The following is a 13,125-nucleotide window of genomic DNA, read 5'->3' on the forward strand; positions in this document are numbered from 1 at the left end:
TATCAATCTCTTATTTCATTGATTTTTTCAACGAGTTCAGCATAATCCCCGCAGTACTTTTTGTAAAGAGGATAAACCGCATCCCGGAAGCGCTTCTTTTCCCGCTCTGGCAGCACGATTTCGACGGTGCCCTCCCGAAGGCACTTCTCCCGTGCACTCGTTTCACGTGCCGTCCAGAGCTCACGCTCATAGAGGCCGGCCGCATCCGCACAGCGCTGAATCGTCGCCTGATCCTCCGCGGAAAGCTGCTCCCAGGTCGCACTGCTGACGAGCATCAGCTCCGGAACGCGCATATGCTCATCCACGGTATAGTACCGGGCGATTTCGTCATGCTGCATCGCCTCGTAGGACGCCCAGTTATTTTCCGCGCCATCGATCTCACCGGTCTGCAGCGCATCCTTGACGGCTTCGTAGACGATCGGCACGGCTTCCGCCCCCAGCGCCTCGACCATATCTTCTGCGAGTTCTGCCTGCTGGACACGGATCTTCATCCCCTGCATGTCCTCGAGGCAGTGGATCGCTTCATCCGTCGTATAGAAATTACGAACGCCGGCATCAAACCAGGAAAGTGCAACCATACCGCTTCCCTGGAAGCTGTCCTTCACCTGTGCACCGATCTCCCCATCCAGTACCCGCCACATATGGTCTCGGTCCTCATATAGATAGGGCAGCTGCAGTACGAGCGTTTCTTCACTATAGTCCGGCAGATTCGAGAGCGAACAACGACAGAAATCGATGCCACCATAGGATACCTGTCGTACCGTAGAATCCTCATCCCCGAGCTCTGCGTTCGGATATACACGTATCTCGATGCGGCCATCGGTTTCCTGGTTCACCTGGTCTGCAAAGCGGCGTGCTGCCTGGACGGTCGGATAATTGCCCGTCTGGTTATCGGCATAGCTGAACACATATTCCGGGACCTTTCTCTGCCTCTCCTGTGATGTCTGCGACTGATTCGTCTGTGCGTCTGTGATCCCCGCAGCATCCGCACTCGCTGTCGACGCCACACCGGCACCGCCTGTACTCTGCGAGCTCGCCTTCTTCGACGCATCGGCCGCTGCCGTACTGCATCCAGGCAGCTGACTCAGCAGAACGACGCCGCCAAGACTCAACAGCAGGCACTTTCTGCGTCCTCTGAAAGAAAAAATCGTCTGTCTCTTCATGTCACTGCGTCTTTTCACTGTCTACCGTCACTTCGTCTTTTTCGCCGGATGAGCCTTCACTGCACTTGCCTCTGCAAACTGCAGGAAGGATTTGCTTTCTTCTTTACTCTGAAAGGCATAGCCCGGAATCACCAGTCCGTGTCCACGTCCAGTGTACAGTACCGTCAGATTCAGAAAGCGACGAACCGCATAGATTTCCTTCCATGTCAGTGTCTGGTGCTGCTCCCCTACGGTGATATAGATATGCTCCTCCGAAAATGCAAGCTCTGTATCCTCCTGGATCTTCACTGCATTTTTTCTGCATCGAACATAAACGATAAGCGGCTGAATGAGCGGGAAATAAACTGTACCGATCGCTGAAACGATGAGCCAGCCCATCCAGTGATTTCCGTAGCTGGCACCCGCGAGGACCGCCATCGCGAAGGTAAAGACGACATTGACCACGCCAACCAGCGAGCTGTACTGATAGATCATCGCGAGCTCCCACATCTCCTTCACGCCGTTTCTGTATTTAAAATGATAACGCATGCATGCACCTCTCTTCCTGTTTGCATCCATCTTATAAAAAAAGCACGGCGGATTCAACCGCCGCGCTTTTTAATCGCATAAATTCACATGTAGACACGCTGCTTACAGCTTGCCGATCATGGAAAGAACACCGGTACCCTGCTGTACATATCCGAAGAGCTTCGGAATGAGGAGGGAGATGTTCGGAATGAAGGTGATCATCATGAGTGCGACAACCATCATTACATAGAACGGAAGCATCGCTACGACGATCTTCTCCATCGGACGCTTCGCAATCGCTGCACCGATAAAGAGAACCGAGCCAACCGGCGGTGTCAGAAGACCGATACCACAGTTGAGAACGAGGATGATACCATACTGAACCGGATCCATACCGATGGACATAACGATCGGAAGAAGGATCGGGGTCGAAATCAGGATGATCGGCGCCATATCCATGATGCAGCCGAGGATCAGAAGGATGAGGTTCACGAGCAGTGCGATGACAACCGGGTTGTTCGAAACACCGGTGATCAGGTTTGCTGCGAGATCCGGAACATGGAGTCTGGTCAGGCAGTAGCCGAAGATCGAGGAGGTAGAGATAAGGATCAGCACGATACCAAGGGTCTCTACACAGCTGTCGAGGCACGCCCATGCCTGCTTCCAGGTGATACCCTTATAAACGTAAATCGATACAAGCAGTGAGTAGATAACGGCGATCGCAGCAGACTCCGTCGCTGTGAACACGCCGGCTACGACACCGACTACGACGATCAGGATGCACAGCAGTGCCCAGATGGAGGTTGCGAGGCTGCGTCCCAGTCTCTTCAGTGAGAACGGCTCACCCTTCGGATAGTGTCTCTTCTTCGAGATGATGTAGGAACCGATCATCAGGGAACCTGCGAGAACAACGCCTGGAAGGTAACCTGCGAGGAAGAGCGAACCGATGGAGATACCACCTGCCGTGGTCGCGTAAATAACCATATTGTGGGATGGCGGAACCAGCATACCCTCAACAGAGGATGCGATGGTAACAGCCGTCGCAAAGTCAACATCATAACCACGGTTTACCATCATCGGGATCTCAAGAGAGCCGAGGGATGCGGTATCTGCAGAAGCGGATCCGGAGATACCACCGAAGAAGTAGGATGCCAGGATGTTTACCATGGCGAGACCACCGGTCATCCAGCCGACGAAGGCGTCTGCCAGATCCAGCAGCTTCTCAGAGATACCACCGGTTCCCATGTATACACCCATGGTGATGAAGAACGGAACGGCCATCAGGGAGAAAGATGAAATACCCTTTACCATCTGCTGTGCAACGGTGTTCAGCGGAAGTCCCTGATACATCAGGCAGCAGACCGATGAAAGTGCTACAGAGTACGCAATCGGCACTCTAAGGAAAACCAATGCGAAGAATGTAATCAGGAGAACTGCAATAGCGGTTGTATTTGCCATAATTATTTCGCCTCCTTTTCATCCGGTGTATCAAAATGCATGCCGTCATCCGGCTTATAATTCTTATCCAGAATGTGCTCGATATCGATCACTAAGCGCTCCAGCTCGAAGAAGATCATCGCGAAGCCGGCCAGCGGAATCGGGAAATACATCCACTTCTTACTGAGCCATGGCATGGAGATGAAGGAACCCTTCGCACCGATGCCGTTTGCATACTTCCAACCGACGATCAGCATGATGAACGCAAGTACCATGACAGCGATATCATCGAGAAGATCCAAGGCCTTCAGAAGCCCCGTCGGAAGATAACGATCGAAGGTCGTCATACGAATATGCGCATTACGACGGATAGCCAGTGCCGCAGAAAGCACGGACATATAGGCCATCAGTGTCAGGATCGTCTCCTCGCCCCAGCCTGGCGCCGGTAAGAAGGTGAGGTAACGTCCCAGTACAACCCAGGTCATGATGAGGATATCAGCCACGAGAAGCAGCTTACAGAGCACCATGACGATTTTGTAAACCCAATCATAGATTGGCTCAAACTTTTTTAAAGCGTCAAGCATAGAATCCCCCTTCTAAAACTATGAGGTGCTCACGGACACGCCGTGAGCACCTCACTACATGTCATTCGAAAATGACGTTTGGTTACTTTTTTACAGATTAAGCAAGTGCCTTGATCTGATCAAGCACATCCTTAAGCTCGCCGGTAGCATACTCCTCGGTGATCGGTGCGCATGCAGCCTCCCACTCGGACTTGTCAGCGATCTCGATGACGTTGCAGCCACGACCCTTGAGCTCCTCGAGAACCTTATCCTCAGTCTCAGCAGCGATCTTCTGGCAGTAATCAGAAGCGATCTTGGAAGCCTCGGTGATAACGTCTCTCTGGTTGTCGGTCAGCTTGTTGTTCCAGGACTCATCAGAGATAACAACCTCGATTGCACCCAGTGTGTGACCATCCAGTGTAAGGTTTGGACCAACCTCGTCGAAACGGTTGGAAGCGTAGTTTGCGATCGGCTGACCAGCACCATCAACGGTGTTTGTCTGAAGTGCGGAGTAAAGCTCGGTCATGGAAACAGATGCAGGGTTTGCACCGAGAGAAGAAACCATCTTCTGCATGATCGGGTCATTGGAAACACGGATCTTCATGTTCTTAAGATCAGCAACGGTAGAAACCGGCTTGCTCTCAACTGTAAAGAAGTGTCTGAAGCCCTCCTCGCCGTAGAAGAGACCCTTGATACCAACACCAGCCTCCTCAGACTCGTTCAGAATCTCTGCACCGAGATCGCTGTGTACGAAGTTCCAGAAATGCTCTCTGGACTCGAAAACGTACGGGAGAGAAAGAAGAACGGACTTGGATGCGCCGTAGGAAGTCAGCGCGAATGCAGAGATACGGGACATATCGATGTCTCCGCCACCGCCGAGCATAGAGTCAAGAACGTCCTGCTCTGCGCCGAGTACGCCGGATGCCTGAAGGTCGATGGTGATGGAACCACCGGAGATTGCCTCAACAGCCTCCTTGAACTTGGTATCCATCTGTCCGCAGATAGTACCCTCGAGCGGGTTAACCTCAGCCATGGTCAGGGTAACCGCCGGATCAGCTGCTGCAGCCTCGTTTACAGTGTACTCACCGTCTGCTGCTGCGGCCTCGGTCGTCTTCTCCTCTGCTGCTGCAGTGGTCTCCTCAGCTGCGGCCTCAGTAGCTGCCTCGGTTGCTGCTGCAGTGGTAGCTGCTGCAGTGGTCTCAGCCGGCTTGGATGAGCCACAGGCTGCAAGGGATGCAACCATGGTTGCGGCGAGAACGCCACTTAAGATTCTCTTCTTCATAATAGATATCCTCCATTTTGTATAATTTTGACATCCACACTCTGCGGATGTCTTTCACACACAAGCACATTATAAAGAACAATCCTGCGTGGAAACAGAGGAAAATTCTGACATTTGCCGTACTATTTTAACATTTTGTTCACATTTGTTATTCACTTTTATCAAAGTACACAAAACAAGAAACCATAATCTGTGCGATACTCACAACAGATTATGGCTTCTCTCACCATTATGACGTTTTTATGAACAATCAGCCCAGCTGATTTCGATACTCAGATGGGCTCATGCCGGTGATCCGGCGGAACACCTTCGTGAAATAATTACTGTCCGCATAGCCGACCCGCTGGCCGACTTCCTTTACGTTGCAGGAAAGCTCAGCGAGTGCCTTCTTCGCGAGCTCTACCCTGTACTCTGTCAGATAGGTCACGAAATTCTTTCCGAAGTTCTGCTTGAAGAGCTTACAGAAGTACGCCTCGCTGTAGCCGAAGGCACTTGCGATATCGAGCACGGAAACGTCCTCCATATAATGCGCCTCCACGTAGCGGCGCATGCGGGATACGATCCGGTCCTCACCACTCTCTTCCTGCGCGTGGTCTGCTTCGCCCTCCCCCGGCGTTTCCACTCCGGAGGATCCACCTGCCGCTGCTTCCGTCTCCACCTGTGGCAGCGGCTGAAGCTGACCCGCCTTCACCTGATCGACATAGTGCATCGCCGAATCAATCGAGAGAAACAGCTCCGTCTCATCATACGGCTTCAGAAGATAATCGAGCGCATGCACGGAAATCGCCTTTCGCGCATAGTCAAACTCGTTAAAGGCGGTCAGAAAGAGGATGGCACAGTTCCGGTCCTTCTGCCGGATCTGCTCCGCTGCCTCCAGTCCCGTGATACCGGGCATCTCGATGTCCAGCAGCAGGATATCCGCCCCCTTTTCCTCATACAGCTTCAGTACCTCACGTCCGTTCTCCGCCTCATAAAATACCGCCGATTCCTCACCGAACTTCTGGCGCAGCTTTTTCAACAGTACCTTCCGCTCGATGGCCTCATCATCTGCCACCAGGATTCTGTACATACCAAGCTCCTTTCCTCCATATAAACTGAAACCTGACGGGATCTGCTCCCGTTCGTCTTAAGAATTTCGTAAGGGGGTCTGACCCCATAAAATTTTTCTAAACAAAATCTAAAGCCGAAGTTTATGGGGTCAGACCCCCTCCAGCGCCGGACGCGGTTCCACTCCCTCCCGTTCCTGTGGGATCGTCAGTGTGATGCGTGTACCGACGCCTTCCTTTGCGTCAATGCGGAGATCGCCACCCTCCGGATAGAGTGTACGAATCCGGCGATAGATATTGCCGAGACCGATGCCGATCCGCGCCGTCTTATTTTCCTCCGGGTTATGCATGCGGGCGTTCAGTGCAGACAGCCGCTCTTCCGCGATGCCCAGTCCGTCGTCCTCGATCAGGAGGGTGACGATCTCGCTCGTCGAATCCTCGGTCACGGTAACCGAGACTGTACCGCCCTGCTCCTTCTTCGACAGACCGTGTACGATGGCATTTTCCACCAGCGGCTGCATCGTAAAGGACGGAATACGAATATGGCTGACGTCTTCCGGCGTGTTCACCTGATACTGTATGCGACTTCCGAAACGCATCTTCTGAAGATACATATAGTTTTCAGCGATGCGGAGTTCCATATCGATCGGCACGATCTGCTCGCGTGTGTTCAGATTATACCGGAAGAGCTGTGCAAGCGACTGCGTCATCTTCTCGGTCGTCGGGGCATCCTCGAGATCCGCCATGGAGCCGATCATATTCAGTGTATTAAAGAGAAAATGCGGGTTGATCTGACTCTTCAGCAGCTCGAGCCGATTGGCATTGAGCCGTTTCTCCATCTCGCTGTTCTCGAGCTTCTCCTGCTGCAGCAGCTCTGTCATCCGATGGTTTTCCTGAATCGTCTGGATATTCTCCTCCATCGCATGCTTCATATCGTTAAAGATCGACACGAGCTCACCGAGATCGTCCCGGTTTTCTACATGGATATCCTCTCCAGAGAAATCGGAACGAGCGATGCGCTGCGCCTCCTGGCTGAGCTCCCGAACCGGCTTCGCGATGGATTCCTTCATCACGTTTCCCATCTCCACGACGATGACGAGCATAATCAGGGTGAAGTTGATAAAAATAAACGGCAGCACCCGGAAGAGCGGGAGCTTCTCGGTATACGCACTCGAGCCAGCCTCTACGGTCAGCTGCAGCAGCCGGCGGGAATACTGCTCGAGGTAATCCTCCCGCTGATTGTATTCATTGAGACGCTTCAGGAAGCCGGTCCGGTTCATGCTGTCAGACAGCATCTCATCACGGAGCGCCGCATACTGCTGATACGCATTCCGGATATTCCAGGTACGGGCATAACGTTCCGCTCCGATGATTTCATAATCAAACGGAAGCGCTTCGATCGAGCGTTCCGTACGGTGAATCGCCTTCTCGAGCATATCCCGTGCCGTTTCGGTACCGGCAGAAACATAGCTGTCGAAGGCAAGGCCCTCCTCTTCCATCGCTTTCATAAAGGACTGGCAGGCGCGGTTTTCATCGAGGAGCTGACCGTAGTCCCGGAGAGAATAGTTCATCGTGAACATGGCGAAGCCGGCCGAGACCAGTATGATGAATACGATCACAGCCGCAAAGCTCTGCACCTTCCGGTCGATGGACATACGCCACCACTGACGTTTAAACATGCCACTCCTTTCGGATCTCTCCTTCACAGCGCTGCACCTCGCGAAGCAGGTCCTGGGCGGACCACAGGACGGCACCACTTCCCCAGGTGATGACCTGCACTACCTTATCTGAGGTCGCCACGGTGACGTTATACTGCTTCGAGAGCTCGTGGGTCTCCTCCTCGATGTACTCGTCGGCCGTCATCGCTTCCCGCGTGAAGACCACGTAGATATTATGGTACTTCGTCTGCTCTACGACATGCCCTGCCACACGATAGGCATCGAACACGACGATCAGCTCGATGCCGGTGTAGCCGGCATAGTTCGACAGGATATCGAGGAGCTTTCCACGCGCAGCATCGAGATTCACCGCGGCCAGTGCCTTCAGCTCCTCCCAGGCAAATACGATGTTATAGCCATCCACGAGCAGATAATTCTTTTTCTTCACCAGCGGTTTCTTCGTCCGGCGGTTCTCTGCGAGATTTTCTTCCTTTTCCCGTGCACGAATGGTGCGGGCACTCGCGATATTCATGTCCTTCGCCCGGTTTTTGATCGGTCCGTAGGTACGCACGAAGATATCCTCGAGCTCCTGATCCGCGATGTAATGACCGCCGCTCTTGTAGCCCTCGTCCTTCTTGCCCTCATGCATACGCTCGAGGCGCAGGGCATCCGCTTCGAAGTCGCGCTTCTCCACCGGGCCCTCCAGCTCGAGCGGCGACTCGACATGCATGTAGCTCTCCACCTCGTCAAACGGCACGATGAAGCCGGTACCATGCGCACAGAAAACGGAGGAGCATGGATTCAGGATATCCTGATCCGGGTCATAGCCCCGGGCAAGGATTACCTCCTCCGGATTATGACAGCGGTCGTAACCGCTGAAGCGCAGAGAGAGACTACCCAGACCCTTCGTGTAGGCCATCAGCTCCTGATGGTAGTTCCGCATCCGAACGACCGGTGCGGTACCCTCGAGCACTGCCCGCTCCCCCTTCATCTCCGGAGAGCCGAAGTGTGCATTCATATTCGAGAGATCCGTCATCGCACGGCCGATATAGTCGGTCGGAATGTCGAGCGTGAAGGCATAGTACGGCTCCAGCAGGATGTTCTCCGCCTTCCGGAGTCCCTGGCGCACCGCACGGTAGGTCGCCTCACGGAAATCGCCGCCCTCGGTATGCTTGTTGCTGGCCCGTCCGGCCACGAGTGTGAAACGAAGATCGGTGACCGGGCTGCCGGTGAGTACACCGATATGCTCCCGCTCCTTGAGATGGGTCAGTACGAGACGCTGCCAGTTGATGGCCAGCGCATCGGTGGAGCAGTCGGTTCGGAACTGAAGACCGCTGCCACGCGGGAGCGGCTCCAGCAGAAGATGCACCTCGGCATAGTGTCGAAGCGGCTCGAAATGGCCCACACCCTCGACCGGTCCTGCAATCGTTTCCTGGTACAGGATGCGACCGGCCGAAAATCCGATCTCGATACCATAGCGTTCCTTCACCATACGCTTCAGGATCTCGGTCTGGACCTCACCCATGAGATGAATGTGAATCTCCTTCTGCGCACTGTCCCAGCGGATATGGAGCTCCGGGAATTCGTCGGCGAGCGACTGCAGCTTCCGATAGAGCTCCAGCGCATCCACATCTTCGGATACGAGCTGATAGTCCAGCACCGGGCGCAGACTCGGGTCACGTCCTGCCGGCTCACAGCCGAGGCTGTCGCCGGTCTTCAGTCCCGGAAGATCCGGGATCGCCACGACAGATCCGGCTTCCGCCGTATCCGCAGTGGTATACTTCACACCGCTGTAGAACCGAAGCTCCGGCACCTTCTCGCCCGGCAGAAGCTCGGTACGCACCTTCAGCTCGCCACCGGTAATCTTCATATAGGAAAGGCGATGGCCCTGCGCATCCCGTCCGATCTTAAACACGCGGGCCCCGAAGCTCGTCGGATAGAGCGGAATTTCGATCAGCTGGTACATCCCCTGGAGCAGTGCCTCCACGCCATCGCCCTTCAGGGCCGAACCGAAAAATACCGGAAAGAGCTTCCGGTCGAGGATCATGTTCCGTACATCCTTCGGCTCGAGGTCACCGGTTTCGAGGAAGCGCTCCATGCAGTGCTCGTCACACATGGCGATATTTTCCTTCAGCGCGTCGGACATCGCATAGCGACCGGCCTCGCTGAAATCAACGAGGCTCATACCGAAGTGCTTTTCCAGATCCGCCATCAGGGCCGGCTTCTCCGTCCCCGGCTGATCCATCTTGTTTACGAACACGAAACACGGAACATGGTAGCGTTCCAGCAGACGCCATAGGGTCTCGGTGTGTCCCTGTACACCATCGGCACCATTGATCACGAGGATCGCATAATCCATCACGGACAGAGTCTTCTCCATCTCGGCGGAAAAATCCACATGTCCCGGCGTATCGAGGAGGGTCACCGCGATATCCTGAAGCTGAAAGCTCGCCATCTTCGAAAAGATGGTGATACCGCGTTCCTTCTCCATCTGGTCTGTATCGAGGTAGGCATCACCTTTATCGACACGCCCCAGCTTCTGGATGCGTCCGGAGCTGTAGAGGATCTGCTCCGAGAGGGTCGTCTTTCCTGCATCTACATGCGCAAGGATGCCCAGCACCAGGCGTTTCGTATACTTATCTGCCATCTCGTTTTTTCCTGCTCTTCCTGTGCTGCCAGATTTACTTCGGCAGCTTCAGTTCATCCTTATACTGTGTTGTGAAGATCCTGCGCAGCTCATCCACGACCTGTCCCAGGCTTTTGCCGCGCTCGTCGATGCGGATATCCGCATACTTTTCATAGAGGCGGGTGCGTTCATCATACAGGTCCTTCAGTGTGTATCCCTCCGGAATCGCGACGCCACGGTCGACGATGTTCCCGATGCGGCGTACCATCTCATCGTAACTGATGTCGAGGTAGACGACCTTACCGATGGAACGGAGGTGCTGCATCGCCCAATCCTCGTAACAGATGGAGCCGCCCGGTGCGATGACCGCGTTCTCCACATCGAGACCTGCCGCGATATCGCCTTCGACCTGCAGGAAACCCTGCTGTCCTTTTTCAGCGATGATCTCCTTCAGAAGCTTCCCCGTCTTCTCCTGGATGACGATATCGACATCCACGAAGTTCATTCCCAGTCGCTTCGCCAGCAGTACCCCGACGGTAGACTTGCCGCTGGATGGCATTCCGATCATCGTAATATTCATAGTGTCTCCTCTCTGTTCTGTTTTAACGTCTGAAGGGCGGACTTCAGCCTCCGCTCGTCGGAGCCAGAAGTCTGCCCTCCGGTGCATTCGTCACGACTGCCGCTTCAGACTGCACGAATGTCTGTTTACAGCTGTTCGGCGAAAAGGGTGAGCTGTGGCACAAGCTGCTTCTTACGGGAAACCACACCTGGAAGCTCGACGGACCAGGCATCGAGCACCTTCCCGTCTTCGCTTCGTGCAGGTCTCCGCACAGATTCTACGGCGAAGGCATTGTTCACGAGCGGACCTGCGCCGGCTCCGATGGCCAGGAGGTCGGTACTGCGCTCGAGGATGTTGGTCAGCATGATGAAGCTCATGTCGATCCCCTCGATCTTCATCGCCTCAAGGGCGAAATCCTCCAGCTTGTCCTTCATGCTTTCGAGCTCTTCCTTATTCAGGGAGGTCACCTGGCTGACACCGAAGTCGACCTTGCCGGCCTTGAAGTGCTTGAAATCCTGGTAGAAGATTTCCTTGATGGTTTTTCCCTTCAGGTTCGAGCCGGCGGAGAACATATCGAAGGCGTACTTCTCGATATCGACACCGACGATCTCCGCGAGCTCACGTGCGGTCTTCTCGTCCTTCGGCGTGCAGGTCGGCGAGCGGAAGAGCAGGGTGTCGGAGATGATCGCAGACATCAGAAGACCGGCCGTCGTACGATCGATCTCTACGCCGCTCTCACGGTACATCATCGTGATGATCGTCGAGCAGCAGCCGAGCGGCTGGTTTCGGAAGTATACCGGGGACATGGTCTGCACGGCACCGATCTTATGGTGATCGATGATCTCGAGGATGTCGGCAGATTCGATGCCCTCGACCGCCTGTCCGGCTTCGTTATGATCCACGAGGATGACCTGCTTGCCATGATTTCCGAGGAGATTTCGGCGGGAAATCATGCCGAGGTAGGTACCGTCCTTACTGAGGACCGGGAAATCACGGTGACGTTTGTTTGCCATGATGTCATGGATATCATCCACGAAATCGTCCTCGGTGAAGGTGATAATATCATCCTCCGTCATGAAGTAGTTGATCGGCATCGACTGGTTGATGAGTCGCGCTGCGGTATAGGCGTCGTAGCTGGTGACCATGATGATCATGCCGTTCTGCTCGGCCAGTGCCTTGATGGTCGGAGAAACATCGGCCCCCTCACAGATGATGATGCAGTCGGCACCGTTATCCATCGCAGAGAGCTGATTCTCCGCACGGTTTCCGAGGAGGACGATGTCGTGCTTCTCGATATAGTAGGACATCATCTCCGGGTTTGCGGCTGCGATCAGCACCTTACCCTCGGTGCAGAAGCGCTTGACATCACCGGTAACGACGGTCGCTTCCAGTGTTTCCTGAATATTTGAAAACTGCGTATGTGCCTTCGAGATGATCTGCGAGTCATAGACATTGAAATAGGACTTCGCGATATCGCCGATGGTGATGACGCCTTCAAGGGCGTTCCGTTTCGTGACGACTGGAAGGGTGACGACATTGCCCTCATTCATGATGGTCCATGCCTTCTTGAGGGACATGTTTTTATTTACACCCGGGGTCTGACGGTACTCGATATCGGAGACCTGGGTCTTTACGGTGGTGATCAGCCGCGGTTCTGGAACCTCGAAGTAATCGAGGACGAAGGCGGTCTCACGGGATGGCTCGCCGGCGCGGCAAGGGATGTACTTACTGCTGCCAGTGATTTTATTTTTCAGGTTTGCGTATGCGATCGCAGCGCAGATGGAGTCGGTATCCGGGTTACGATGGCCCGTAACCAGCACCTCACGCTCCGTGTTGTGTGGGATCAGTGTTTTATTTTTCGGCATGTATTCTCCTCACAGATAAAGCTAAGTTTCCTTGTTATACGTTACCACAAATGCGACGGCAACTCAATGCAGGTACTCGAAAAGGGACATGGCCGGTGAGCGGTTACTTTACTGCTCAAACAGGGGACCCGGAGGGGCGGCTAAAGATGACGGTTCCAGCGGCAGTCAAAATATTTCGAAAAGTGAAAAGCATTTACCGTTTGTTCATAATTTATTCATATTTCGATACTATATTAACAATGTACAGAAAATTAGATAAAGAAAATCCTCTGTATGATATGAATGTTGGTATTTTTCTCCAATTGATAGATTTTTCATAATTGCCCCGGTGGAGCTTCGGCTTCACCGGGGTCTCCTCATTTCAGGGAGAACCTTCCGACTGAAAGCTCATCGGTCAGCACCACGCATAAAATCCTACA

The 13,125-nt window shown here is 53.9% G+C and carries 10 protein-coding genes; all 10 read right to left on the reverse strand.

Features of this window, described 5'->3' with window-relative positions; genetic code table 11:
* Positions 1-2: 2 nt before the first annotated feature.
* Positions 3-1,112 (reverse strand): TRAP transporter substrate-binding protein, encoded by a 1,110-nt coding sequence (locus tag ACK8P7_RS02680; RefSeq protein WP_410042687.1) that lies wholly within the window; start codon positions 1,110-1,112, stop codon positions 3-5.
* A gap of 78 nt (positions 1,113-1,190) precedes the next feature.
* Positions 1,191-1,691: a YcxB family protein gene (locus tag ACK8P7_RS02685; protein WP_410042688.1), complete on the reverse strand. Its 501-nt coding sequence runs from the start codon at positions 1,689-1,691 to the stop codon at positions 1,191-1,193.
* Between the two features lie 102 nt (positions 1,692-1,793).
* Positions 1,794-3,128 (reverse strand): TRAP transporter large permease, encoded by a 1,335-nt coding sequence (locus ACK8P7_RS02690; RefSeq protein ID WP_410042689.1) that lies wholly within the window; start codon positions 3,126-3,128, stop codon positions 1,794-1,796.
* A gap of 2 nt (positions 3,129-3,130) precedes the next feature.
* Entirely contained in the window at positions 3,131-3,691 is a 561-nt protein-coding gene (locus tag ACK8P7_RS02695; RefSeq protein WP_410042690.1) for a TRAP transporter small permease, read from the reverse strand.
* Positions 3,692-3,788: 97 nt separating this feature from the next.
* A complete protein-coding gene (locus ACK8P7_RS02700; RefSeq protein WP_410042691.1) occupies positions 3,789-4,952 on the reverse strand; it encodes a TRAP transporter substrate-binding protein in 1,164 nt (387 codons plus the stop codon).
* Between the two features lie 250 nt (positions 4,953-5,202).
* On the reverse strand, positions 5,203-6,021 hold the full coding sequence (locus tag ACK8P7_RS02705) for a response regulator (protein ID WP_410042692.1): 819 nt from the start codon (positions 6,019-6,021) through the stop codon (positions 5,203-5,205).
* Between the two features lie 129 nt (positions 6,022-6,150).
* Positions 6,151-7,677: a sensor histidine kinase gene (locus tag ACK8P7_RS02710; RefSeq protein ID WP_410042693.1), complete on the reverse strand. Its 1,527-nt coding sequence runs from the start codon at positions 7,675-7,677 to the stop codon at positions 6,151-6,153.
* The gene (locus tag ACK8P7_RS02715) at positions 7,670-10,303 is read right to left on the reverse strand and encodes an NYN domain-containing protein (RefSeq protein WP_410042694.1); all 2,634 of its coding nucleotides are present in this window, start codon (positions 10,301-10,303) and stop codon (positions 7,670-7,672) included. The genes ACK8P7_RS02710 and ACK8P7_RS02715 overlap by 8 nt, the downstream gene beginning before the upstream one ends.
* Before the next feature lie 34 nt (positions 10,304-10,337).
* Positions 10,338-10,862, reverse strand: coding sequence for a shikimate kinase (locus ACK8P7_RS02720; protein ID WP_410042695.1), 525 nt, complete (start codon positions 10,860-10,862; stop codon positions 10,338-10,340).
* Positions 10,863-10,987: 125 nt separating this feature from the next.
* Positions 10,988-12,706, reverse strand: coding sequence for a putative manganese-dependent inorganic diphosphatase (locus tag ACK8P7_RS02725; protein WP_410042696.1), 1,719 nt, complete (start codon positions 12,704-12,706; stop codon positions 10,988-10,990).
* Positions 12,707-13,125: the final 419 nt, after the last annotated feature.

It is taken from the genome of Oribacterium sp. P9 (assembly GCF_046365365.1).
In the GTDB taxonomy this organism is placed as follows: Bacteria; Bacillota; Clostridia; order Lachnospirales; family Lachnospiraceae; genus Oribacterium.